Origin of the sequence: Wolbachia endosymbiont (group B) of Apotomis betuletana, from assembly GCF_947250475.1 — a bacterium.
GTDB lineage: Bacteria > Pseudomonadota > Alphaproteobacteria > Rickettsiales > Anaplasmataceae > Wolbachia.
In genome coordinates this window covers 1,044,761-1,067,716 of the sequence record NZ_OX366320.1, presented here as the reverse complement: position 1 = coordinate 1,067,716, position 22,956 = coordinate 1,044,761, and the positions used below count along the sequence as shown (strand labels likewise).

The following is a 22,956-nucleotide window of genomic DNA, read 5'->3' as shown; positions in this document are numbered from 1 at the left end:
TTAATAACCTATTAATATACTTCTCATTATATGCTTAAATTAAAAAAATGCAAATTTTTATACAAAAAAGATCAATTGAAATTTTCGAGCTTCAGCTATATTGTTAATATATTCAGATAAAAATTAAACATTGTCGTGTCAAATAAAATAGGCTTTTTGGCTATTTTCGCCTTGGTGATCAGTAGCCAAATCGGCTCTGGAATTTTTATGCTCCCAATTAGCCTTGCACCATACGGCGCTTATAGCCTCATAAGCTGGGTTATATCAGGATTTGGTGCTATATCTCTTGCTTTAGTTTTTGCTTCACTCTGCGCAAAATTTCCAGAAACGGGTGGTCCTCATATTTATGTGAAACATGCCTTTGGCTCTACAGCAGCTTTTTTTGTTGGCTGGACATATTGGGTAAGCTCGTGGGTAAGCTCAACAGCTGTGACAATTGCAAGTATCGGTTATTTAGCCCCGCTTTTTCATAATGATATACAAGATATACGTTTGCTTTTAGAAATAACATTAATTTTAGCTATTATGCTAATAAACTTAAGGGGAGTAACTACTGCTGGGCATGTTGAGCTTCTGCTGACCATTGTTAAAATTATTGCACTTCTCGCAATACCTATCGCAGGGTTGTTTTTCTTTGATAAAAATAATTTTATTGTAAGCGAGGAAGTATCAAACTTTACAATATCACAAACTCTTGCTCGTTCTACACTCCTTACTCTATGGTGTTTTATTGGACTTGAATCAGCAACGGCACCTGCAGGATATGTCAATAATCCCTCTAAAACAATACCAAGGGCTATAGTGCTTGGAACAGTCTGTGTTGCTGTGATATATTTCATCAATAGTCTTTCAATTATGGGATTGATAAGTTGTAATGACCTAGCTAGTTCAAAAGCACCATATGTTGATGCGATAAAAATTATGTTTCCAGGTAATTGGCATTTAATTATTTCTGTTGTTGCCTTTATCGTTTCTGTAAGTAATTTAAATGCTTGGTTTTTAGCTGATGGACAGGTCACCTTAGGCCTTGCAAAAGACAAGTTAATGCCGCAATTTTTTGGCAAAAAAAATAAGCATGATGCTCCATTATGGGGAATAATACTCAGTACTTTGGGGGTGTTAGTTTTACTTATCCTAACGTCAAACAAAAGTTTTGCTGAGCAAGTAACTTCAATAATTGATATCTCTGTGGTGTCATTTTTGTTTATCTACTTAGCATGTAGCCTTGCTTTTCTCAAAGTTAATATACAAGACAAAAGCTACTGCAAATTTTTAATTGGAGGTGTGGCTGTATCTTTTTGCTGTTGGGTAATATACGAGACTTCTATAAAAACATTGTTAATATCAAGTCTATTCCCTTTAAGCGGAACACTTATTTATCTACTTTGGTATCATAAACTAAAAACTTAACTTAAATTTTTTATTTGCTAAAATTCTTAAGCTATACTACTGGCTTACATTAATAGAATTAAGAGGTATTGTGTCAAATAAAATAGGTTTTTGGGCTGTTTTTGCTTTAGTCATTAGTAGTCAGATCGGCTCTGGGGTTTTTATGCTTCCAATTAGCCTTGCTCCATATGGCGCTTATAGCCTTATAAGTTGGATGATATCAGGAGCTGGTGCTGTGTCTCTTGCGCTAGTTTTTGCTACGCTATGTGCAAAGTTTCCAGAAACAGGAGGTCCTCACGTTTATGTGAAACATACTTTTGGTCCTGCTGCAGCGTTCTTTGTTGGTTGGACATATTGGGTAATCTCATGGGTTAGTACAACAGCTTTAATAGTTGTGGGTGTTGGCTATCTTACACCATTTTTCCATGAAGATATCAAAAGTATGCGTTTATTTTTAGAGCTGTTGTTATTTACAATCATTACATTAATAAATTTAAGGGGAATAGCTACTGCAGGGCACGTTGAGTTTCTGCTCACGGTTGTGAAGGTTGCTGTATTGCTTGCAATACCTGTAGCAGCGTTGTTTTTTTTCGATAGAAATAATTTTATCATAAGTGAAGAAATATTAAGTCTTACAACATCGCAAATTCTTGCCCGCTCTACACTCCTTACTTTATGGTGTTTTATTGGACTTGAATTGGCAACAGCACCTGCAGGGTCAGTTGATAATCCAGCTAAAACTATACCAAAAGCTGTGGTGCTTGGCACAGTTTGTGTTGCTGTTATATATTTTATCAACAATTTTGCAATTATGGGATTGATCAATGGCAACAATTTAGCAAGTTCAAGAGCACCATATGTTGATGCGATAAAAATTATGTTTTCTGGTAATTGGCATTTAATTGTTTCTATAGTTGCATTCATTTTTTGTGTTGGCAGTCTAAACGCTTGGGTTTTATCTAGTGGACAAGTTGCTTTTGGTCTTGCAGAAGATAGACTAATGCCAAAATTCTTTGCTAAAAGGAACAATCATGGCTCTCCTTTTTGGGGAATAACAGTTAGTTCAATTGGAACTGCAATTTTACTAATTCTCACTTCAAACAACAATTTTGCCCAGCAGATTACGTCGATTATTGACTTTTCTGTAATTTCATTTTTGTTCGTTTATCTTGCGTGCTGTTTTGCCTTTCTAAAGGTTATTATACAGGAGAGGAGTTGTTATAAGCTTTTAATTGGTAGCATAGCAACAACCTTTTGTTGTTGGGTGATATTAGAAACCCCTGTAGGTACTCTGCTGACTTCGAGCCTGTTCACTGCAAGTGGCATACCCATTTATTTATTTTGGTACTGCAAAACTTCTGTGCAACAAATTCAGTAGTGAGAGATACACTTTAAATGGTTAATATTTATGGGCCAAGATTTTTTTTCTCTTTATCTACTTGTTCAATATTACCATTCTCAAGTTTGCTACCTACTTCTTCTGTGCGTTTATTATCTATGTAGATCTCATTTTTTGCTTTATTAGAAAGACCTATTTGCGATTGCAGTTTTTTATACTCTTCTTTTTCAGGCGTGAAAATTTTCACTAAAGATCTTCCTATTATTGGTATTGAACTTAAAAAATCTCTTAATCCAAAAGATTCTTGCTTCTTGTTTGAAAGATGCTGGTCTATCTTAGAAATTTTCACACCATACTTTTTATCATCAAAATTTATCGCTGGCTTGCTTTTTTTCGAAAGAACATTTTGAATCTCTAATCTATTGATTTTTTCAGGCTTTTGAAATGCAGATACTGCAGGTTTGACCTTAGTGTCATCATGTTTTTTACTCATTTCATTCTACCATGCAATATTACTAGTGTCTTATAATTATAACTAAATTATGGTTAATTGCAAGGTAAAAATATTAAAGTAATTGTAAATTTTATCAGTAAAAATATAATATAGTTTTAAAATCAGAGGTTTATTTATATGGGATGTAAGATTGCAGTTATTGGAGCAACAGGAAGAGTAGGATATGAGGTATTGACCATGCTTGCTGAGTTTCAAAAAGAGGGAAAATTTTCGATAGATTCTGTTGTTGCTTTTGCATCGAAAAAATCAAAGGGAAAAAAGGTGAGTTTTGGTGACAAAGAGTTAACAGTTTTATGCCTTGAGGATTATGACTTCGTTGGAACTAATATAGCCATTTTCTGTGCAGAATCTCATGTTTCTGAGAGATACGTACCAATTGCAACTGAGGCTGGGTGCGTTGTGATAGATAACACTTCCTACTTTAGGATGAAAGAAGGCGTGCCACTAGTTATTCCAGAGATCAACAAAGATAAAATTACGGAATATAAAAACCATAACATAATATCTAATCCAAACTGTACTACAATACAAATGTTGCTGGCATTACATTTATTACACAAAAAAGCAAAAATAAAGAGAATCGTTGCTTCAACTTATCAATCAACTTCTGGTATAGGTAAAGCAGCAATGGATGAGCTTTACAATCAGACAAAAAAAATCTTTATGAATGAAGCTAAAAAACCTGAAATATTTCCTAAGCAAATAGCATTTAATTGCATTCCTCATATAGGAGAGTTCATGGAAGATGGTTCTACAAAAGAGGAGTGGAAAATGCAAGAGGAGACAAAAAAAATTTTAGAAGAGGATATAAAAGTAACTGCAACTTGTGTACGAGTACCTGTTCTTGTTGGTCATGCTATAGCAGTAAATGTAGAATTTGATCAGCATATAACTGAAGAAGAAGCTCGTGAAATGCTCAGTGAAGACGATGGAGTTTTAGTACAAGATAAGCGCGAAGATGGTGGATATATGACTCAGATTGATGTTGTGCAAGAGGATGCCGTATACATATCGCGTATTAGACAAGACGATACCGTTAAACACGGATTAAATATGTGGATAGTAGCTGATAATCTACGCAAAGGTGCAGCACTAAATATAGTGCAGATCTTGGAGATCTTGATCAAAGAGCATTTATAGCTCAATAACTTAAATCTATATTGACATGTCCCATTTTACGCTTGTCCCTAACCTCTTTTTTCCCATATATGGTTAAACTAGCTTTTTCGTTGCTCAAATATTTGTGAGAATTATATATATCATTACCTATTATATTTTTTGTCATGCAAGGAAAGCGTAATACTACTTCCTGCATAGGTAATCCGCATATTACCCTCACCAGCTGCTCGAATTGACTAACGTTGCATGCATCCAAGCTCCAGTGGCAAGAATTGTGGGGTCTTGGGGCCAATTCATTAACTAGTAATTCATGATTTTGAGTGATGAAAAATTCAATAGCTAGGATTCCTACTACATCAAGCGCAGTTGCTATTTTCTTTGCAGTTTTTTGTACCTCTTGGGCTAATTTATTATCTATTTTAGCTGGTGCTATTGAAGTATTAAGTATTCCGTCAACGTGGTGATTCTCTGCTATAGGAAAAAAAGCTACTTTACCGTTTTTATTTCTTGCAACGACTATTGAAACCTCTTTCAGTAAATCAACACTTGCTTCAAGAATGTACTCTTTATTCCAATCGAAGGAAGCAAATTGCTTCAGTTCAGAATCATTTTCAATCACATATTGTCCTTTTCCATCATAACCCATTTCTGTTGTTTTTAGCCTCACTGGATAGCTAAAAGTTTCACTACTTTCTAGTAGCTGATTATAATTTTGTATACTTTTGTAATCAGCAGTTTTTATGCTTAAATCTCTAATAAAATCTTTCTCTCTCAGCCTATTTTGCGAAATGTGTAACGCCTTTTTGCCTGGATAAAAATCTGCGTGCAGCGACACAATATCAATTGCACTACATGGAATATTTTCAGACTCAATAGTGACTAAATCCACACTCTGTGCAAAAGATTCAAGTGCCCTCTTATCACAGAAGTCTGCTATTGTTAAATCATCAGCAACAGAACAAGCTGGATCGTTTTTAGCACTGGCAAAAATATGCGTTTTGTGCCCAAGTTTTATTGCAGCGATAGCAGTCATTTTACCTAATTGCCCACTTCCTATTATTCCTATCACTTTTTTATCCAGTGGATCTGTTTTGTTCATCATGTAGATTAATATTTCCTAGTTAGAGTACGATAATATGCTTGGAAAATCTATGAAAAAAGTGTATAATTGAAGTGTGTTAAATTTTTATCATGAACACTTTACGATGACCATGAAATACACACTTATTACTAATTCTGTTGAAGTTACAGTTTTGCCAATTTACATTGAAGAGCAATCCATTCCTTATGAAAATTGTTACGTATGGATGTATAATGTTAAGATAAAAAATAAAAGCTCATCAACCATTCAATTATTAAGTCGCTATTGGCGAATAATAGATCATAAGGGCAAAATAAATGAAATTGCCGGAGTTGGTGTTATTGGAGAACAACCTGTAATAAAATCTGGAGAGGTATTCAAATATACAAGTGGAACATACTTAAATACACCATCAGGAATAATGCAGGGTAAATATGAATTTCTGAACGAAGAGAGCATAAAAACCTTTGATGTTATGGTACCACCCTTTTCCTTAGATAGTCCATACGTTAACACTAGACCTCATTGATCATCAAGATAGTGTATTTGTTTAAGTGCATCTGAAACCAGTGCTTCTTGTTTTGTCATTTGAGCTTCCATAATGTCATCCGAGTAGCTGATACTGAGATCCAACTAAGTTGATAAACACGAAAGCACTGACCATTTTCTTCTATAGTTGTCTTTTTTCGTCTATCTTATTTTGTTACTCTGCTGAACAGATGCAAAATAGTTTATTTTTGATTCTTATCATCAAGTGTGAATAAGATTATTGTAGAGGTTAAACCTATAATAACTATCATTAACGAAAATGGGGCAGCTTCTCTATAACGCTCGTCGCTTACAAGTTCATATATTCTAGTTGATATAGTTTCAAAATTAAATGGTCTGATAATTAGTGTTGCCGTGAGTTCTTTTACCGTATCCATAAACACGAGCAGAAATCCCGATAGTATGCTTTTCTTGATAAGGGGAATATGAATATTCAGGCACGTGGAAATAGGCCCATGACCCATAGTATATGCAGTCCATTCAATTTCATTTGGTGTTTTTTTGAGTCCCGACTCTATCGCCTTGAAAGATATAGCAAAAAAACGAAATAAATATGAGTAAACTAATGCACCAATAGTTCCTACCAAGCTAATTTCCACAATATATTGAGTAATTAAAGAGGATATTCTGCTTAAAAACATTATTATGCTAATTGCAATAATTGCATTTGGAATTGCATATCCAAGAGAAATGAGACGTGCTATATTGCTTATTACCTTATTTTTACGTGCTGTATATCCAATAATTATTGCAATGCTGATCGAGATTAGCGCGGTAATAAATGATAAACTAATACTGTTTGTTATTATATTGTAAAATCTTGCTTCGTATATGAAAAAGCCTTTCTCTATGCTCCAATATATAAGTGGAATCATTGGTAAAATAAAGCCTATTAATATCGGCAATAAACACATAAGATAAGAAAAGATCAACGATATAGAACCGTTTATACTACGTTTATTGTGATAATCTGCATTAGTATTGATTGAAGAGTAAGATATTTCTCTTTTTTGTAGTTTTTTCTCGATAACTATTAGTGTTGCAACGAAAATCAGTTCTGCAACTGCCAAAACAGTAGTTGAATATTTGTCATGCAATAAAAACCAAGTACGGTATATTCCTGTCGTGAAAGTATCGATAGCAAGAAACTGTGGTGTGCCGAAATCTGTAATTACTTCCATTAGTACCAAGGATAACCCAGCTATAATTGATGGACGTATGGAGGGTATGATGACAGAAAACAGACTCTGTAATGAGGAGAACCCAAGTGTTGATGCAATAGTGACTGAGTTACTAACGCTCTTTAGACTTGAGCGGACCAACATATAAACGTATGGATATAGACTAAATCCCATTACTAATATTCCACCACCTAGGGATTTGATCTCGGGAAACCAATAGTCACCTTTGCCCAATTGAAAAGTATCTCTTAACAAGCTCTGAATCGGACCTGAAAACTCTAGCGTATTTACATAAACAAACGATACTATATATCCAGGAATTGATATCGGAAAGAATAAGGCAATCTCAAAAATTCTACTTCCGGGAAACGAAAAAAATGTAGTAAGCCAAGCTGGAATTACTCCAAATATAAAGGATATTAACCCTACTCCTACCATCAAAATCAACGTATTGAGTATATATTCAGGAAAAAGTCTACTAATTACCCATCCAGAGTTTGCTGATTCTGTAAATAGAATCGATATTAACGATAGTATAGGGCAGACAAATAATACACTTACTAAAAACAAGAATATATTTTTAAATACTCTCAGAAACATTAACTTGAATCTATATTTGATATTAAAATGTTATATGCAAAAACTAAAGATATCCAGTAATTAACAGCCGTCCTATTGAATATCTTCATAATTTTATATATTATGTTTTAAATCGATAAACTAATTAATTATGAGTTTTGTCATTGCAACTTTCTATCATTTTGTAAAACTCTCTAATTATTATGACATGAAAGATGAAATAAAAGTTGCATGCGACAATGTCGAATTAAAGGGTACTATACTCCTTGCAGAAGAGGGTATTAATGCAACCGTATCTGGTGAAAGAAACGCGATTGATAAAATATTCGATTTTCTACGTTCTGATTATAGACTAAGGGACCTTACATGGAAAGAGAGTGCAGCAGAATATCAACCATTTAGTAAGATGAAAGTGAGATTAAAAAGAGAAATTGTGAATCTTGGTGTAAGTAATCTCGATACTTCCGTTAGAGGTCAGTACATTGATCCAGATTATTGGGATGATTTTATCTCTCAACCTGATGTTTTAGTGATAGACACACGAAATGATTACGAAGTAAAACTAGGCAAGTTTAAAAATGCAATCAATCCACATACTCAGCGTTTTCGAGATTTTCCTCAGTGGGCAGAGTCTTTCTCTGAGAGTAAAGATCTGAAAGTGGCTATGTACTGCACTGGTGGAATCAGATGCGAGAAATCTACAGCATATATGAAAAGCCTTGGATTTAACGATGTTTACCACCTTAAAGGCGGTATTCTTTCCTACCTTGAAAAAACTCACAACAAAAGTGGTAGTTGGGAGGGCGAGTGTTTTGTTTTTGATGATAGAATTGCTGTTGATCACTCACTCGCCCCAAGTGATAAAATAAAATGCATATTCTGCTCAAGTAAAGTTTCAACTGATGAGCTGAAATCAGTTCCACGTGGCCAGGTAGTTTGCTCTGATTGTAAATCTTTAAGTATTGAAAGAAAGCTAGAATTTAATACGAACCTCTAAGAAAATTTGCTTATTGCACACTTACTAACCTCAATTTTATCAAGACATTTACCTACTACATAGCTCGCTCCAGCTCCAAGTAACGCACCAACTATAGCAAATGCAATCAACACTACACCAGAACCGCCAATAAGAGCTAAAGTGTCTTGCCATAAACAACATGCTGCAACTAGACCAGCAACTAAACCAATTCCTACACCTATGCACCTAAGTTTCATGTTATTACTAATATTGTAACCTCTTCTATGCTTTAGGCTATGACTAGTATTGTTACTTATCCAATCAAAGATTTTGACATTTGGGTTTTTGTCCATAAAATCGATAAGCTCACCTATTGTTTTGTTACGCAAACTATCTAAAAATATAATTTTATCTTCTACATATTGTTCAAATACATTTTTTTTACGTGTCATTTATTTTTCCATACTATTAGAATATGTTTTTACTACACTGCACATCTTAACAATTGGTAAATTCCCATATAAGAATAAGTAGATAATCTTACCACTATAGGTGGGACTAAAGCGCTATAAGATTAAATTCCTGAAAAATGTTGGTAAGAAGAGCTTTTCCAAAAACAATAAAGTTAAGAGTTGAAGAGATAGTAAAAGAGCGACTTACAGTTAATCCAATTGATTTTGGTGAATCGTTTTGTTACAAACTCAAAGGATACAGAAGACTGAGAACTGGTGATTATCGTATCATATAAATGCTGCAAAGTATGAAGTGTTTCAATAAAACACAGAAAAGACATTTATGAATCCTAGATTAATATCCTTCCAGTATTAACTTACTGTAACCTTTCCGGTTGAGCCACTGCGATTCTTTGCAACGTTTATCTCTAATTCGTTATTAGCGTCGATTTTATAGTCTGTAGAGTAGTAAAATTATAGGGGTATAGCAAAAAATGAGTTATTTTTGAGCTGAGCAAAGCCACCTAAGGTGAAGAGGAAGAAGGGCTGTATAATGAAATATACTATGCTTATAGGAAGGTTCTAACTTTTATAGATGTATTCTCTATGCTCTATTGCAGTAATTATTACTGTACGTTCTAATTTACTTATCCTATAAACCAAACGATAATCACCAGATCTTATTCTACGATGTCCTTTGAACTCACCGAGCAAGGGATCTCCTGCCTTCTCAGGAGAAAGTGTAAGACGCTCTTTTACGATTTCTTTTACCCTTGACCATATTGTCTTTGGAAGATTTGGAATGTCTTTGTGAACTACATTTTCCTCATAGCAGATTAAATACTTATCACCAGTTGATGTCTTCATGCCTGATGAATTTTGCATTTCGAGTGTCACGTTGAATAGCAAGTTTGGCTATTGCCATATCTTCTTCATTTTCAATTGCTTCTTGTATAAACTGTTCTGCTAGCTCTTGAGCTGATTGATTCTTTACTTTAGCTAAACGAGTAAGGTTTTTTAAAACTTTTTCACTAATGTTAATACTTGAATCAGCCATAAGTTTTACCAAAATCTACTAATAATTATACAACATTTTTCTAAAATTTTCAATAAAGAATGGATCAGGAAGGAGGGCTGTATAATAATATATTTATAATTTACTTATGTAACTTAACGAAGCAGAGTTTATTGAAAAACATGGTTCTTAAGTACCTTCAAAGCTTTCTCGTAAATGGTATCCCTATGTCCTATTGTAACGATAGTTACTTCATGTTTTTTGGTGTCTGTATAATACATGATACGATAGTCACCAACCCTTAGTCTTTTGAACCCTTTAAAGCTATGGTATAAAGGCTCACCAATGGATCGACTGTAAGGCGTTCCTGTATTGCTTTATTTACTCTTGATTCTATTTTTATCGGTAAAACTGGAAGATCTTTTTCAGTGACATTCTTCAAAAATTTAATCTTGTAGTCCACTTGATCTCCACTTTACATCTTTGTAATCAACTGTTTCTGCACCTTCAACATCACGCTCATCAGAAATTTTAGACACTAAAAAGTCTTCAATTTCAAGCTCGATTGCTTCTTTAAGTAGTTTTTCTGCTAATGCTTGAGCAGGTTGCTTAGTAAGTTCAGATAATTCAGCAAGATGCTGTAAAGTTTCTTTACTGAAAGCTAAATTAGCGTTTGCCATAAGTTTTACCAAGTTCTACTACTGAACAATTATACAACATTTTCATGAAATTTTCAATAAAGAATTGTTAAGGTGAAGAGGAAGGAGGGCTGTATAATTTGTTTTAACTTTCGTGAAAACTGTATTGAGAAATAACCATATCATTGTTAATATATTAATATTTATATGTTAAAATTGTATTAATTTTTTAATTAAGGAGAATATTATGTCTTATATTCAAGAGTATAAGGAGAATTTGGAAAAATGTCTTGATGACAACACAGAAAAGATTGGTAAGTGTGATAACGAATGTCATAAAAATTTCTTTAAACATCATTGGTCAGTGCCATATTCTTCAGAGGAATGTTCTAAAGCTTTAAAAAATTTAGGTTGTGTTAAAGTTGGTATAAGGCATGATTGCCACAGGTGGTGTGAGGACAATTACCAGGGCTTACTCTCAAGACCAGGGTGCAAATTAGAATGTGATGAATATGTATCTTCTAAGAAAGAGATTATAGGCTATCCTAAAGATTATTACCAGACTTTGAAAAAATGTCTTGATGATAACACAGAAAAGATTGGTAAGTGTGATAACGAATGTCATAAAAATTTCTTTAAACATCATTGGTCAGTGCCATATTCTTCAGAGGAATGTTCTAAAGCTTTAAAAAATTCAGGTTGTGTTAAAGTTGGTGTAAGTCATGATTGCCACAGGTGGTGTGAGGACAATTACCAGGGCTTGATCTCAAGACCAGCATGCAAGGAATGTTGTAATATGCAGGATAAATTCAAATTCTCTGGTGATACAAAGAATACATCAGAAGATATTGGAGATAACTTCTATATCCTCGAAGATTTAGTGTCTGTTCTGTAGCAGATACAGTAAAAAGCGTGAGGCTTCTCTTGTTTTCCGGAATTTTCAATAAAGAATTGTATTGACAAATTATGATAGGTTAAGTATACAAGAGTTTGCTGAGGTTAGGGAGAAATGACACATACTAAGTATAGTATTGCAAGATATTGTTAGGAATAGGGAAGGTATGCTGGCTACTGGATGTATTTCTATGATAACAACTACTCTTCGTCATCAAAAATCAAGAAAGCTCTGCAACTTGATAACTCTATTCTTTTATTGACGTAGATGACTCTGAAAAATTGCGAAGCTGAAGTGCTAATGCTATATGGTTATTACGTTCAAGAACAAAACGGAAAATCCTATGTTATACTAGAAATAATGTGCGGAAAAGGGGGGATTCGAACCCCCGACATATTTTCATATGTGCACGCTTTCCAAGCGTGTGCTTTAGACCGCTCAGCCACCTTTCCATACTTATTCATAATATTAAAAATTATGCTGCTAAACAACTGGTATATATGGTTCGCCACGGAAATTCACAGTATTGTTAAACTTGTTTTTGCACGTTAAAAACGCTTTATCACAACCTGCAAGTATCGAATATTTATCTCCGGTAGAAATTTGATATGGAGGAGAAGCAAATAATGTAACTACTTTATTTTTGTATTCTTTAACTACAACTTCAAATGTTGCTGAACTAAACACTCCGTGCTTATAATATCCATCGCTTTCGATTAAATTAGTGTCTTCAAATCTTCTTTCATCTATCACTTTAGTAATTGTGCTCATTCTACTAAACTTTTTAGCATCAGCTTTACATCTATCATCGCAAAATTGTGCCCTGCATACAGGAGAATATAGCTCTGTTATGCTTCTCTCAAGCTTTGTCGCAAGACCTCTAATTTCAGCGATAAACCTCCCACTATTTAATGTTACTTTACCAAAAGTTCCTGCATGCAAATTCATAATTCCCTGACTCAAATCTTTATAATTCACAAGAAATATTTCAATATTTGCAAAGTCATGCCTTCCTGATAAAACATCTTTTTCTTTAATATCAGCACTATTTAATATTCCTTCAATTTCTAGATTATCAGTTCTCAAATCGCTATTTAATATTATACTGCTGGCTATAAAACCGCTTGAAGATTTATAGAGTATATTATTGAGATTTAAATCTTCATCATAGTCAGTGAATCCCATTACCTCCCCACTTACAAGTGTTAATTTCCAGCAAGTAGCGATGGTAAGTAATTCTCCAGTTAAATGGTTTTTTAGTTTGGTTTGCATACTGCTTAATTGATTGAATTTGAAAACGTTCGATAGGTAAGGGATTATATCCATTATCTGAGTAGCCATAGGGTGTCATGCCAGCGCCCAGACTATTGGCATCCAGTTAAATTTACGAGTATAAAAGTAATGTTAAAATACAACGTTTCTGATGATGATGGAAAAATGGATCCCAGTGTAAAGCACTGGGATGACACCATTTACTATGCAAATTGCCACAATTTTCGTACAGCTGTGACTGGGATGACATTACTTATTGTGTGAATAAAATAAATACTCGTAGAGTTTATTACGCACTGGCTTATGTTTATTTGATCGATGAGTAAATGCTAACAGATAAGATACACACCACATTCAAGTTGTGGTGTGTATTACTAGAACAAATTAGAAAGAAAACTTCACACCAGTGAGGAGAAGAATTCCTTGGTTAGAAGGTACATCAGCATTATTTTTATCTTTCAGCGCACCTTTTTCATCAGTCATAAAATAATGTAAGGCTGCATAAGGAACAAACTTGCTCTTATTGCAAGAAGATAGATCATACTGAACACCAAGTGCAACATCATGAAGCATATCTTTATCATTCATTGTACTGCCAAAGTATGTCAAGCTTGTATAAACATTCTCATATTGATAACCAGCACCTGCAGTCCAATACATGGTGTCCTTGTCATTAAATTGCTTTAAGCCATTTTTTCTAGCAATATCAGTAGTCTCTTTATATTCTTTTGAAGTAGGGTTGAGTTCCTTGATACTCTTCGGTTGACCAGATTTGCCTAAATATGCAAAAGAAGCAGCGAATTTTATATTTTGACCTTCATCAATCTTATAATCAGCGCTTACACCCAAATTAACACCCATCAGGTCATTGTACTCTACAAATTCCTTATAAAGATGCTTATCTTTACTCGGTTGCTTTGAAACCCCATATTCACCAACTACGGAAGTTTTAACTTTTACATTATGTTTACTAAAGTCATATTCATATGATGCACCAGCACTTATTATATGCTGGTAATCTGGTCCAACATGTCTTAACGTTTCCTCATTCTTTACCCCTGTTACCTTATTACTTGAATCTTTGAGGAAATCTGGAGCTATTTCTTTTACAACGGATAAACCACTATCGTAGCGAGGTGAGTAGCTAAGACCAAATCTTGCACCCATATAATTTGGTGAGTAGTAAGCAGCTCTAAACGGCAATGTGGTCATAACGTCTTTGTTGTATTTTCCTGCCATACGGAAGGAGAGTTTTTCGCTCTCGCTCGAGAAGCTTTCAGTGTAAAGACGTGGTGTTACGTAAAATGGGAAGTTTGCAGCACTTCCTTCTAAGTTTACTTTTCTGAACCAGTCACTATCTGCAGCTCCATCAACAGTTGCAATTCTTGTTGCATCAAGTCTCATCAGAGACTCAGGACCAAACTGATAGCCAAGTTTCAGATCACCATATTTTGAATTCAAAAACACATGTGCACTTCTACCTCTTGCAGCATTCACGCCTTGTGAAGCTCCTTTACCTTCAGTAACTGGAACATGGAATTGTACATCGGCACCATAACGAAGACCAATATCCTCATTTTTATTTTCAGCTCTTAAGTGCAATATTGCATCTGAAATCATGCCCATGTTTTCACTGTAATCACCAATATTCCCTATCCCTTTAGGAAATATTGGATTTGCTCCTTTTATACTATCTGGAGTATTGTTAAAATAATCTGTAGATTTACCTGGCATAACATTATAATGGTTATAGCCACTTAGCCCATGGTTACCATAACCTTGAGAATCAACAACGCCACCGAAAGTTATTCTTAAACCATCCCCTTGATTGGTATTGATAATATCAATCCCACCAACTGAAACAACAGGACTTGCCTTACCTTTTTCCTCTGTATTGCTGTTAACAACTTTTACATTCTTTTTTATATCTTTAGCTTCAATTTTAGCATTCTTAGTTTTAGAACCCTTAATTTTTGACTTTTCTACATTAGAATTTTTAGTGCTTAGAGCTTTCGCCTTTGAATCCTCTATAAGCTTTGCTTTTTTCTCTTTTGCTAGCCTAATTTCATCTTTTTTCTTTTGTTTTGCTACTAATTTTAACTCTTCTTTTTTCTTCTTTTGTTCAGCTGCTAATTTTAACTCCTCTTTTTTCTTCTGCTCCTCAGCTTTTTTTCTTGGATCAGCATTACATATCCTGTCCATTTTTTCTTTTAGTTTCTTATTTGACGTCTTCATCACTTCCATCTTTCCAGAAGTTTTGATTGACTCGTTACTTTCTTGCTTTTTTACTTCCTTCATACTCTCGTCAGAAAAGTCAGCAGCAAAGCCACTGAAAGAACATAAAGTCAATAGAGAAGCTAGAGCAGTTCTAGTATAAATAGATTTTTTCATGAAGTGCCCCCAAAAAATTTTAAAATCATAACATAAATAGTATAAAGGTGTTGAAAATCCAACTTAAAGCAACCTTATAGCGAAAATAAAAGTAAAATGCAATACTTTAAAAGCAACTTTCTTAATACGCTCAACGTGTATATTAACCAAAATTTAGTACAGAGGTTTGCTTGTTAGTGTATTATAACTCTATACTTATTCTATGGAAGTAAAATTTACTCAAGTGAAAGTACATAAAGATTAAAATATTAATATAACTATTGACAATAATATTAGTTTATATTATAATTAGTGAATTATTGTTTTATTTTTAATAATTAAGGTATTTATGGATTTTAGTTTTTTACGAAATTGGTTTAGCACTACAGGTGCTGCTACAGGCTCAGAGCCAGGTAATACTGAACAGCCAGATTCTATTTCAGTAGATGATGGCAAATACGAGATGAAAGAATATGACGATGAATTTGAGATCATTGAAGATTATGAATTTATAAATCGTGCTGATCCAAATGAGCCATGTTCTTTACCTTCTGACTATAAAATAGATGAAAGTATTGTAAAAATTGCAGGATTTGATCGAGAGAAATTATTAGAAATGGGTAATTTCTGCAAGATAAGCTATGGCGATGATGATGGTAAATTAAGTAAAAAAAGATGTAACAACCTAGCTCAAAGAGTATACAAAACTGAATTTGAAATTGTAGAAGATTTTGAAATTGTTCCATCTACTGAAAAAATGTATAAAACTAGAGCTGAACTCATCAGCGAAGGTTATGAAATTATTCCATTTGGTAATAGCTTTGAAAAAGATGCTGGTCACGTTTTTATAAAAGGTAAAGAAATAACAATAGCTTACCATGGTACTCGTCTGAGCCAGAGTTTTAATGATGGAATTACTGATATAAATGTACTTTTTGCTACTTCGGAATTTTTACCTGAAGGTGGAAGAATTCATTGTGGTTTCTATAATTCATTTATGGATTCATGGCCTAATCTGTATGGCATTTTGAAATCTCATGCTGAAAAACAGGGATCAGAAATCAAGGATTTTAAAATTAATCTCACAGGTCACAGTATGGGAGGAGCTATTGCTAAGATAGCTGCTTTATGCCTCAATAAAACAGAAGGAGCTGAAGATGTTCATGTTGCAACTTTTGGTGATCCACGAGTTTTTGATCTTACTGCTAGTGAATTTTATAATGATGTTCTTCAAGAAAAAACCATTAGAGTAACTCAACATAGACAAGACCCAGTACCAGCGGTATCACCTGGTATTTGTGGTTATGCTCATGTAGGTGCACAATTGAGAATATCAGTACCTGAAGGATATTTTGTTCATCAAATAGATGGTTATCATGAAGCCATTAAAATAATGGATGAAAAGGATTTCCGATCGAACAATAACGTTTCTCTCTTTTATTACCCTTCGAGAATATTAAGTCGAATTAACTGTACAGTTTTAGGTAATGCTCAATATTATGCTGCTAATTTAGGTAATTATATTCTTGGTGGACAAAATTTTTTCGAGAAAGTAAAAAAGGAATACCAAGATAAAAACTTAGAAAATTTTTCTAAGCTTGAACAAGCAGAAGTTAAGCAAAGGGCACATCAAAATGTCTTTTCTACTACAAGGAGTTTATAACTACTATACAGAGCAATCATTAGATTGCTCTGTAGCATCTATTCATTTAAGTTCAATATAAAAATTTTCACCAGAAGTTATTTTCCATTCTTCTTTAAATTTCTTTAGGTGTTCTTTTTTTTCGCATTCTAAAAGCAGTTCTTCTATGCTCTTATTATAGCTTTCTGTAGTAATTCTTCCTTGATGATGCATAAACCTCAAATAAATCAAATAAGTGTTAATCACATCTGTTTCACAATAATCGCGAATCTCTTGTATTTTGCCACTATCATATAAGTCCATAACTTGTGAACCATCAACTCCAATCTTACCGGGAAGATTAAATGCTGCGCAAACTTCGTTCATCTTCATTCTTGCAGAAGCTCCAAAATCAGAGAGAGATTCAAGCAAATCACAATGCCAATCACTACTGTACCTCTGATTGTAACTATTCCACTTATCGCCAGCTTTGTGAAAATATTCTGCTTGAATGCCATGAACCATAGCACGGTACTTCAGTACCGGTATATCAAAAGTGCGTCCATTGAACGAAACTAGTCTTGGCTTTTTCTCTGATATGTAGTTAAAAAATCCCTTTACTAGCTCTTTTTCATTGGAGTTTACTGTGCCTCCAGATCTTATTTCTTGTAGTGTGAACATTTCATAACCGCTCTGGCGTGTTATATTACAAAGTAAAAAACTAATGACTACAACAAGGTGGAAGGGCTGACGCAGAAAAGAGTTTTGCCCGTTTGTTATTTCAAGATGATATTTTGTTAATGCGTTCCTCTTTTCTTCTACACTGCTATCATCACTAATATTTAGTAAATCCTTGCAGGAATTTACATCTGGTATAGTTTCAATATCAAATACTAACAAAGAATTAAGCATTACTTATATATTCCTCAGGGCGATCAGTCCAAGGTCGCACTTTTACGAACAAAAAGAGATGAACTTTACACTCAAATAACTTTTCCAATTCTGTACGCGCCTCGATATTAATTTTTTTTATGCTACTGCCGTCTTTTCCTAGCACTATTTTCTTATGATTATCTTTCAATACAAATATGATCTGTTTTATGACTAAACTCTTATCTTTTTTTTCCTCAAATTGTTCAGTTATAACAGCTGTAGAGTATGGCAATTCTTCACGTAGGTTCAAGAATAACTTTTCTCTCGTAATTTCCGCTGATAAAAAATCAGCTGAGGAATCAGTTATTTGATCTTTTTCATAAAACCAAGGGCCTATCGGTGCAATTTCAGACAAGTAACTAGTCAGATCAGAAAGTCCATCATTCTTCAGTGCCGAGATCGTAAAAATTTTTTCAAACTTATAAAGCAAATTTAGGTGCTCATGTGCCATCTTGAGCTCTGATTTCTTTACTAAATCAGTTTTATTGATAATCAAAATGCATCTGCCTTTTGTGCGCTCCAGTCGTGCAAATATCGTTTTTATTCTTTCTATATTTTTTAGGTAATTGTTTACATCAACAAGCAATAAAGTAATGTCACTATCCTTAACTGCTCCCCATGCAGATTTGACTAAAGCTTTTTCAAGATTTGTTTCTGCTGAAAACACTCCCGGAGAGTCAGTAAAAACAATTTGCGCATTGTTGCATATAGCAACACCCCTTACCTGTGTCCTTGTTGTCTGCACTTTAGGGGTGACAATTGCAATTTTCTTGCCTACGATGCTGTTAATTAGCGTTGACTTTCCAGCATTTGGCAAACCAGCTATCGTTACAAATAAGCATTTTTCTTCTTTCACAAAGGAAATTATAAAGAAAACTAAATGCTAACGTCAATTGATTATTTTGCAGGTAGATTGCACTCTTCCTCTTTTGAAGAAAAACGCTCAACTATAGGTGATATAATATAATCATTCACTTTTTCAGCTATTGGTTCAATAACACAAAATGTTACAAATACCCCTGCGATTACTGCTATGGGTGCTATCACCGCACCTGCTAAAGCTGCCGATCCCATTCCAAGCATTGCACCAGGGAAAACAGCAGTTGCAGCTGCAGCAAGACCAACTCCAGTTGCAAAGCTTGCAGCACATGAACAAGCACCAATAAAAAAACTTTCTTTGGAAAATTTTTCATTATAAATAAATTTACATGCAAGTAAGGCTGCCGAAACCGCAGCAATAATTCCACCCATTACTAAAGGTGATAAAGCTGTAAAACTGGTCCCAAACCTGTAAGTGCTCCTATTGATGTAGCTATACCTAAGGCAAATAACATTGGTTTAGTCTTGTTGTCCATATAATCCTCCTAAATAATAATTTTCTAAAAAGCTTTTAGCTACTTTTAGTATAGCTGAACTAGTTGAATAGGGGAAGGAAATTTTTTATGTTAAAATTAAAGAGCGGGAGAAGGGGTTCGAACCCTCGACCTCAACCTTGGCAAGGTTGCGCTCTACCAACTGAGCTACTCCCGCAGTTAAATTCTGCTTAGATTCTACTTCTAATTATAGGTACATATTACAATTTGTAAACCCTACATGCATGAAAATCATGAGAGCCAATTTTCTATGATCTTTTCGTATACTTAAAACTCATTTTTGATTATTGTATGTGTCATAAAACATATTAAATTTATGAGAATATTTATATATAAGGACGACCTGCCAGCCAGTGCAATACCGAATGATATAAAATCTATAGCTGTTGATACAGAGGCAATGGGGCTACTGCATAGCAGAGATAGATTATGCCTTGTTCAGCTCTCTTTCAATGATGGCAACGCTCACTTAGTTCAATTCAAAAACGATTATACAGCTCCAAATTTGAGAAAAATATTAGAGGATAAAAATATAACCAAAATATTTCACTTTGCGCGATTTGATGTGAGTATAATACATTACTACCTGCAAACTTGGGCACTGCCTTGCTATTGCACGAAAATAGCCTCACGTTTAGTTCGCACCTACACAGATAATCATAGCTTAAAAGAGTTGTGCTTAGAACTACTTGATATAAAATTAAATAAGCAACAACAATCTTCTGATTGGGGAAATGAAAATTTAACAGACAAGCAAAAAAGTTATGCTGCATCTGATGTTTTATATCTCCATAAAATAAAGGAAAAGCTAGATTTAATGCTAGAACGTGAAAATAGAAAAGAATTAGCCGAAAAGTGCTTTGAATTTCTTCCTACTCGTATTGAGCTAGATTCAATGGGTTGGGGGAGTGTAGATATCTTTAATCATCATATGTAATCACTTCACTTGAATCCAGAAAAATTTAGTTGATCAGCTGTTAATTGATACGCTATATTTATAAAAATTTAGGTATTTTATGAGTGATGATATTAAAGCGGTAAATGATCAAAATTTCGAATCTGAAGTTGCTAACCACAAAGGATTTGTGCTGGTAGATTTTTGGGCAGAATGGTGTGGACCATGCAAAAGTCTGATGCCACGTATCGAGCAATTGGCTGAGGATAGAAAAGGCAAGATCAAGATCTGCAAGTTCGACATAGATGGAGAAACTGAAGTGCCAAGTAAGTATGGAGTTCAATCTATACCTACTTTAATCATATTTCAAGATGGTAAGGAAATTGCACGCAAAATTGGCGCAATAAATGATTTACACAGTTGGGTTGATAGTGAAATAAGCGAGTAGACAAATTTCCTTTTGCGTGTATTATAGGTGTTGATAAAAGGGATTGTAGCTCAGTCGGTTAGAGCAGTTCGCTCATAACGAATTGGTCGTAGGTTCGAGTCCTACCAATCCCACCACTATTAATAAAATGTATCCGTTCAGCAAAGTAGCAAGATAAGGTAGACAGGTAAGAAAACTAAATGGGTGTCATTCCAGCGCGTGACGCTGGAATCTAGAAGAAAAAAAATGGATCCCAGTGTCTGGGCACTGGGATGACAACAAAAGAGCTACTCGAACGACAAAAGAGAGGCTACTCACATGATACCCTTGTTGATGCACAACTTTTGGTGCATCATGCACTGGCAGGACGGTGTCATTCCAGCGTGTGATCAGATTTTCTTATTGGATCCCAGCTGTCTGGTTATGAAAGAAATCTATTGTCAAAAAAAATTACTTCCGCGTATTTTCAATCTAATTATAATTAAAGTTAGAGATATTTTAAGAGCTCAAATTTGTCTGCAGACTTTCAATTAACTTTTCATAAAAAACGTAGCGTATCTTCTTCAGTGTATGTGAGTGCACACACATGCTTAATTTCTGTCGTATGTGCGCTGCATTTTTTTTAATCTTTTTTTTCACACAGGAGGATTTTATGTCCAAAATTCCAGATATTTGACCTTTACCTTAGCTAATAAAAACCAACTGGCGCCTTTGGTTTTTATAAAGAAAATCTAGGAAATAACCAAAAACTGTTTCCAGGCATAAATTTGCCATGTATACCTAAAAAGTAATGATATTAACATAATGTTCATATTTGTATGCTAATATTAGAATTATTTGAATTGGAGAATATTATGCAACAACAAGCATCAAACAGAGAGCAAGGGATTAAATTTAGATATAATCAATGTAAGGAGAAATGCCATTCCTACAAAACAAAACGGACAGACCAAGAATGTCTAGATGAATGCTATGAGAAGTACGTTTCTAAACTTTATCCACAAATTAGTGAGAAATTATTAGCTAGTGAAAACAATCTCTATGATGAAAGCACAGAATTATCACTTATGGCAGATACTCTAGATGCAATGTTTTTTTAATCACAAAAGAAACACTTATTTCAATATTTGCAGAGATGTTAGCTTTTTAGATATATTCTGACTTATTGAATAATTCTTTAAATTGGTAAAATACTGTTTCTTTTCCTCTATTTCTTTTTCACTATTCTTTCCACATATCGCTTCTGTTTTTATCTCTGGTTGTTTCTCTTGATTGAGAGAGCCCTTCTTTTCAAAATAATTATCTGTGAATTCTAAAAAGAGTGAAATCAGCTCAGGAAGATTGTATTTGTGTTCACTTGATGAGCACAATTCTGTAATCGAAGAAAAGTGAATATCATCTGCCTTAATAGGTAGTAACGATAGAAACTTATTCCAGCATTTTTTCATTATTCCAACTTCAGGTTCAAGGTTTTTTATTTTAGCTAAGTTGGCATGCTCCATAAAAAACTCTTTATATTGCTCAAAACCTTCAAAAGTTTCTTTTTTTTGGTAGTTTTTTTTCCTATGACTTTTTTCTATGTCAGCAATTTTAGTACCTATATTTGCCTGCTTACTAATAAAGCCATCGTTCTCTAAGTTAAAACAAATTGTGTATGGAGTAATGTCGTTTACTATTGTGTGTGGCTTAAAGTGCCAACCAAAGCATTTGAGTATGAATTTTATTATAGGAGGAAATAGCCATTTAGGTTTTGATATGTGTAGTAATTTCACTACAAGTTTTTTGAATGAGCTAAAGGATTTATTGATAATGCATCTTAAATGAATATTGTCATCTTTTTTAAACTTTTTATAAACCTCCGCAGCTATTGGTCCTCCAGCACAGCTTCCATACAGTACTATATTGTCTGGGTGAATGCCTTGCTTTAGAAGATCTGAAATGACTCCAATTCCTGCATTTACTCGATTTCGACCGTTTAAAGAATGGCCTTTGCTTTTTCCAGAACCAGGAAAATTAATAAGGTGAACATCCATACCTGCTTCAGCTGCCCAATTCCATTCACTTTTGTCTTCATTTGGCTCTTTTTCAAAAGTATATGTAAGCCCTGGAAAGTAAACTATATGCTTTTTCTTTCTGCTATCTGCACTGCTCTTCGAGTTTGACATCACTATCTTTTGAATTCGCATTCCATTTTGAACTTCTACGAACTCTTCCCTAATTTTTATTGTATTTTCTTCTGTTACTTTCATTTTGCGTTTTTCACTATATTGATTTAATAATACATGAAATTTTAGAAAAAATCAATTTTACTAAAAAATTAACTTACAGCGTATCTATCTTTATATTTATTGGAATT

At 34.0% G+C, this 22,956-nt stretch carries 26 protein-coding genes and 3 tRNA genes; 12 read left to right on the top strand and 17 right to left on the bottom strand.

Annotated features, from left to right (window positions below; translation table 11 throughout):
* Positions 1-135 precede the first annotated feature (135 nt).
* Complete coding sequence (locus OOK82_RS04945; protein WP_029237623.1) at positions 136-1,410, top strand: APC family permease; 1,275 nt, start codon at positions 136-138, stop codon at positions 1,408-1,410.
* A 70-nt stretch (positions 1,411-1,480) separates the two neighbouring features.
* Positions 1,481-2,767, top strand: coding sequence for an APC family permease (locus tag OOK82_RS04940; RefSeq protein ID WP_264686861.1), 1,287 nt, complete (start codon positions 1,481-1,483; stop codon positions 2,765-2,767).
* 28 nt (positions 2,768-2,795) lie between these two features.
* Here the strand turns inward: OOK82_RS04940 and OOK82_RS04935 are convergent, their stop codons facing one another.
* Positions 2,796-3,221: a hypothetical protein gene (locus tag OOK82_RS04935; protein ID WP_264375113.1), complete on the bottom strand. Its 426-nt coding sequence runs from the start codon at positions 3,219-3,221 to the stop codon at positions 2,796-2,798.
* 138 nt (positions 3,222-3,359) lie between these two features.
* Between OOK82_RS04935 and OOK82_RS04930 the strand changes: the two genes are divergently transcribed.
* Positions 3,360-4,382, top strand: coding sequence for an aspartate-semialdehyde dehydrogenase (locus tag OOK82_RS04930; protein WP_264704527.1), 1,023 nt, complete (start codon positions 3,360-3,362; stop codon positions 4,380-4,382).
* 1 nt (position 4,383) lies between these two features.
* Here the strand turns inward: OOK82_RS04930 and OOK82_RS04925 are convergent, their stop codons facing one another.
* Positions 4,384-5,460 (bottom strand): 5-(carboxyamino)imidazole ribonucleotide synthase, encoded by a 1,077-nt coding sequence (locus tag OOK82_RS04925; protein ID WP_010402894.1) that lies wholly within the window; start codon positions 5,458-5,460, stop codon positions 4,384-4,386.
* Between the two features lie 106 nt (positions 5,461-5,566).
* Between OOK82_RS04925 and apaG the strand changes: the two genes are divergently transcribed.
* The gene (gene apaG / locus OOK82_RS04920) at positions 5,567-5,971 is read left to right on the top strand and encodes a Co2+/Mg2+ efflux protein ApaG (protein WP_010402892.1); all 405 of its coding nucleotides are present in this window, start codon (positions 5,567-5,569) and stop codon (positions 5,969-5,971) included.
* A 202-nt stretch (positions 5,972-6,173) separates the two neighbouring features.
* On the opposite strand, the gene OOK82_RS04915 is transcribed toward apaG, so the two are convergent.
* Positions 6,174-7,772: an ABC transporter permease gene (locus OOK82_RS04915; protein ID WP_017532203.1), complete on the bottom strand. Its 1,599-nt coding sequence runs from the start codon at positions 7,770-7,772 to the stop codon at positions 6,174-6,176.
* Between the two features lie 130 nt (positions 7,773-7,902).
* Here OOK82_RS04915 and trhO point away from each other — a divergent pair, with 130 nt between their 5' ends.
* Positions 7,903-8,748 (top strand): oxygen-dependent tRNA uridine(34) hydroxylase TrhO, encoded by an 846-nt coding sequence (gene trhO, locus OOK82_RS04910; protein ID WP_264686862.1) that lies wholly within the window; start codon positions 7,903-7,905, stop codon positions 8,746-8,748.
* On the opposite strand, the gene OOK82_RS04905 is transcribed toward trhO, so the two are convergent.
* Positions 8,745-9,161, bottom strand: coding sequence for a hypothetical protein (locus OOK82_RS04905; RefSeq protein WP_007302133.1), 417 nt, complete (start codon positions 9,159-9,161; stop codon positions 8,745-8,747). The genes trhO and OOK82_RS04905 overlap by 4 nt on opposite strands.
* 137 nt (positions 9,162-9,298) lie before the next feature.
* On the opposite strand from OOK82_RS04905, the gene OOK82_RS04900 reads away from it, so the two are divergent.
* Positions 9,299-9,457, top strand: coding sequence for a type II toxin-antitoxin system RelE family toxin (locus OOK82_RS04900; protein WP_007302132.1), 159 nt, complete (start codon positions 9,299-9,301; stop codon positions 9,455-9,457).
* 286 nt (positions 9,458-9,743) lie between these two features.
* Here the strand turns inward: OOK82_RS04900 and OOK82_RS04895 are convergent, their stop codons facing one another.
* The 5 genes from OOK82_RS04895 to OOK82_RS04875 all read right to left on the bottom strand — a co-directional run bounded on the left by OOK82_RS04895 (position 9,744) and on the right by OOK82_RS04875 (position 10,856).
* The gene (locus OOK82_RS04895; protein WP_264376629.1) at positions 9,744-10,046 is read right to left on the bottom strand and encodes a type II toxin-antitoxin system RelE family toxin; all 303 of its coding nucleotides are present in this window, start codon (positions 10,044-10,046) and stop codon (positions 9,744-9,746) included.
* The gene (locus OOK82_RS04890) at positions 10,009-10,218 is read right to left on the bottom strand and encodes a DUF6290 family protein (RefSeq protein WP_007302130.1); all 210 of its coding nucleotides are present in this window, start codon (positions 10,216-10,218) and stop codon (positions 10,009-10,011) included. The genes OOK82_RS04895 and OOK82_RS04890 overlap by 38 nt, the downstream gene beginning before the upstream one ends.
* Before the next feature lie 128 nt (positions 10,219-10,346).
* Complete coding sequence (locus OOK82_RS04885; RefSeq protein ID WP_264686865.1) at positions 10,347-10,457, bottom strand: hypothetical protein; 111 nt, start codon at positions 10,455-10,457, stop codon at positions 10,347-10,349.
* A gap of 20 nt (positions 10,458-10,477) precedes the next feature.
* Entirely contained in the window at positions 10,478-10,639 is a 162-nt protein-coding gene (locus OOK82_RS04880; RefSeq protein ID WP_264686866.1) for a hypothetical protein, read from the bottom strand.
* Positions 10,623-10,856 carry a hypothetical protein gene (locus OOK82_RS04875; protein ID WP_264686867.1) on the bottom strand — a complete coding sequence of 78 codons (234 nt, stop codon included), beginning with the start codon at positions 10,854-10,856 and terminating at the stop codon, positions 10,623-10,625. The genes OOK82_RS04880 and OOK82_RS04875 overlap by 17 nt, the downstream gene beginning before the upstream one ends.
* Positions 10,857-11,061: 205 nt before the next feature.
* Here OOK82_RS04875 and OOK82_RS04870 point away from each other — a divergent pair, with 205 nt between their 5' ends.
* Positions 11,062-11,709 (top strand): hypothetical protein, encoded by a 648-nt coding sequence (locus tag OOK82_RS04870; protein WP_264704526.1) that lies wholly within the window; start codon positions 11,062-11,064, stop codon positions 11,707-11,709.
* 365 nt (positions 11,710-12,074) lie between these two features.
* Here the strand turns inward: OOK82_RS04870 and OOK82_RS04865 are convergent.
* The 3 genes from OOK82_RS04865 to OOK82_RS04855 all read right to left on the bottom strand — a co-directional run bounded on the left by OOK82_RS04865 (position 12,075) and on the right by OOK82_RS04855 (position 15,372).
* Positions 12,075-12,161: transfer RNA gene (locus tag OOK82_RS04865), tRNA-Ser, on the bottom strand.
* Positions 12,162-12,192: 31 nt separating this feature from the next.
* Positions 12,193-12,981, bottom strand: coding sequence for a DUF2163 domain-containing protein (locus OOK82_RS04860; RefSeq protein WP_264704525.1), 789 nt, complete (start codon positions 12,979-12,981; stop codon positions 12,193-12,195).
* Between the two features lie 384 nt (positions 12,982-13,365).
* Entirely contained in the window at positions 13,366-15,372 is a 2,007-nt protein-coding gene (locus tag OOK82_RS04855) for a WD0745 family porin (protein WP_264704524.1), read from the bottom strand.
* A gap of 328 nt (positions 15,373-15,700) precedes the next feature.
* On the opposite strand from OOK82_RS04855, the gene OOK82_RS04850 reads away from it, so the two are divergent.
* A complete protein-coding gene (locus OOK82_RS04850) occupies positions 15,701-17,014 on the top strand; it encodes a lipase family protein (protein WP_264704523.1) in 1,314 nt (437 codons plus the stop codon).
* Positions 17,015-17,056: 42 nt separating this feature from the next.
* Here OOK82_RS04850 and OOK82_RS04845 read toward each other — a convergent pair whose 3' ends face one another.
* The 4 genes from OOK82_RS04845 to OOK82_RS04830 form a co-directional block, all read right to left on the bottom strand.
* Positions 17,057-17,884 carry a 3'-5' exonuclease gene (locus tag OOK82_RS04845; RefSeq protein WP_264704522.1) on the bottom strand — a complete coding sequence of 276 codons (828 nt, stop codon included), beginning with the start codon at positions 17,882-17,884 and terminating at the stop codon, positions 17,057-17,059.
* A complete protein-coding gene (gene era, locus OOK82_RS04840; RefSeq protein ID WP_264686872.1) occupies positions 17,877-18,761 on the bottom strand; it encodes a GTPase Era in 885 nt (294 codons plus the stop codon). Before era ends, OOK82_RS04845 begins: the two co-directional genes overlap by 8 nt.
* Positions 18,762-18,802: 41 nt before the next feature.
* Complete coding sequence (locus tag OOK82_RS04835; protein WP_264704521.1) at positions 18,803-19,156, bottom strand: hypothetical protein; 354 nt, start codon at positions 19,154-19,156, stop codon at positions 18,803-18,805.
* 206 nt (positions 19,157-19,362) lie between these two features.
* A tRNA-Gly gene (locus OOK82_RS04830) sits at positions 19,363-19,435 on the bottom strand.
* Positions 19,436-19,594: 159 nt separating this feature from the next.
* Between OOK82_RS04830 and OOK82_RS04825 the strand changes: the two genes are divergently transcribed.
* The 4 genes from OOK82_RS04825 to OOK82_RS04810 all read left to right on the top strand — a co-directional run bounded on the left by OOK82_RS04825 (position 19,595) and on the right by OOK82_RS04810 (position 21,700).
* Entirely contained in the window at positions 19,595-20,215 is a 621-nt protein-coding gene (locus tag OOK82_RS04825) for a ribonuclease D (protein WP_007302121.1), read from the top strand.
* Between the two features lie 79 nt (positions 20,216-20,294).
* Positions 20,295-20,621, top strand: coding sequence for a thioredoxin (gene trxA / locus OOK82_RS04820; protein WP_007302120.1), 327 nt, complete (start codon positions 20,295-20,297; stop codon positions 20,619-20,621).
* Positions 20,622-20,660: 39 nt separating this feature from the next.
* A tRNA-Ile gene (locus OOK82_RS04815) sits at positions 20,661-20,737 on the top strand.
* Positions 20,738-21,454: 717 nt separating this feature from the next.
* Positions 21,455-21,700, top strand: coding sequence for a hypothetical protein (locus OOK82_RS04810; protein WP_264704520.1), 246 nt, complete (start codon positions 21,455-21,457; stop codon positions 21,698-21,700).
* Positions 21,701-21,715: 15 nt separating this feature from the next.
* Here OOK82_RS04810 and OOK82_RS04805 read toward each other — a convergent pair whose 3' ends face one another.
* Complete coding sequence (locus OOK82_RS04805; RefSeq protein ID WP_264375098.1) at positions 21,716-22,849, bottom strand: alpha/beta hydrolase; 1,134 nt, start codon at positions 22,847-22,849, stop codon at positions 21,716-21,718.
* Positions 22,850-22,956: the final 107 nt, after the last annotated feature.

What these genes read in the sequence shown, in the direction of transcription:
- apaG (WP_010402892.1), top strand. Translation starts at nt 5,567, where the DNA reads ATGACCATGAAATACACACTTATTACTAATTCTGTTGAAGTTACAGTT.
- OOK82_RS04805 (WP_264375098.1), bottom strand. Translation starts at nt 22,849, where the DNA reads ATGAAAGTAACAGAAGAAAATACAATAAAAATTAGGGAAGAGTTCGTA.
- OOK82_RS04825 (WP_007302121.1), top strand. Translation starts at nt 19,595, where the DNA reads ATGAGAATATTTATATATAAGGACGACCTGCCAGCCAGTGCAATACCG.
- OOK82_RS04915 (WP_017532203.1), bottom strand. Translation starts at nt 7,772, where the DNA reads ATGTTTCTGAGAGTATTTAAAAATATATTCTTGTTTTTAGTAAGTGTA.
- OOK82_RS04890 (WP_007302130.1), bottom strand. Translation starts at nt 10,218, where the DNA reads ATGGCTGATTCAAGTATTAACATTAGTGAAAAAGTTTTAAAAAACCTT.
- OOK82_RS04900 (WP_007302132.1), top strand. Translation starts at nt 9,299, where the DNA reads ATGTTGGTAAGAAGAGCTTTTCCAAAAACAATAAAGTTAAGAGTTGAA.
- OOK82_RS04850 (WP_264704523.1), top strand. Translation starts at nt 15,701, where the DNA reads ATGGATTTTAGTTTTTTACGAAATTGGTTTAGCACTACAGGTGCTGCT.
- OOK82_RS04810 (WP_264704520.1), top strand. Translation starts at nt 21,455, where the DNA reads ATGCAACAACAAGCATCAAACAGAGAGCAAGGGATTAAATTTAGATAT.
- trhO (WP_264686862.1), top strand. Translation starts at nt 7,903, where the DNA reads ATGAGTTTTGTCATTGCAACTTTCTATCATTTTGTAAAACTCTCTAAT.
- OOK82_RS04930 (WP_264704527.1), top strand. Translation starts at nt 3,360, where the DNA reads ATGGGATGTAAGATTGCAGTTATTGGAGCAACAGGAAGAGTAGGATAT.
- OOK82_RS04925 (WP_010402894.1), bottom strand. Translation starts at nt 5,460, where the DNA reads ATGAACAAAACAGATCCACTGGATAAAAAAGTGATAGGAATAATAGGA.
- OOK82_RS04935 (WP_264375113.1), bottom strand. Translation starts at nt 3,221, where the DNA reads ATGAGTAAAAAACATGATGACACTAAGGTCAAACCTGCAGTATCTGCA.
- OOK82_RS04835 (WP_264704521.1), bottom strand. Translation starts at nt 19,156, where the DNA reads ATGGGTGGAATTATTGCTGCGGTTTCGGCAGCCTTACTTGCATGTAAA.
- OOK82_RS04875 (WP_264686867.1), bottom strand. Translation starts at nt 10,856, where the DNA reads ATGGCAAACGCTAATTTAGCTTTCAGTAAAGAAACTTTACAGCATCTT.
- OOK82_RS04870 (WP_264704526.1), top strand. Translation starts at nt 11,062, where the DNA reads ATGTCTTATATTCAAGAGTATAAGGAGAATTTGGAAAAATGTCTTGAT.
- OOK82_RS04885 (WP_264686865.1), bottom strand. Translation starts at nt 10,457, where the DNA reads ATGTATTATACAGACACCAAAAAACATGAAGTAACTATCGTTACAATA.
- OOK82_RS04860 (WP_264704525.1), bottom strand. Translation starts at nt 12,981, where the DNA reads ATGCAAACCAAACTAAAAAACCATTTAACTGGAGAATTACTTACCATC.
- OOK82_RS04855 (WP_264704524.1), bottom strand. Translation starts at nt 15,372, where the DNA reads ATGAAAAAATCTATTTATACTAGAACTGCTCTAGCTTCTCTATTGACT.
- OOK82_RS04905 (WP_007302133.1), bottom strand. Translation starts at nt 9,161, where the DNA reads ATGACACGTAAAAAAAATGTATTTGAACAATATGTAGAAGATAAAATT.
- OOK82_RS04845 (WP_264704522.1), bottom strand. Translation starts at nt 17,884, where the DNA reads ATGCTTAATTCTTTGTTAGTATTTGATATTGAAACTATACCAGATGTA.
- OOK82_RS04895 (WP_264376629.1), bottom strand. Translation starts at nt 10,046, where the DNA reads ATGCAAAATTCATCAGGCATGAAGACATCAACTGGTGATAAGTATTTA.
- trxA (WP_007302120.1), top strand. Translation starts at nt 20,295, where the DNA reads ATGAGTGATGATATTAAAGCGGTAAATGATCAAAATTTCGAATCTGAA.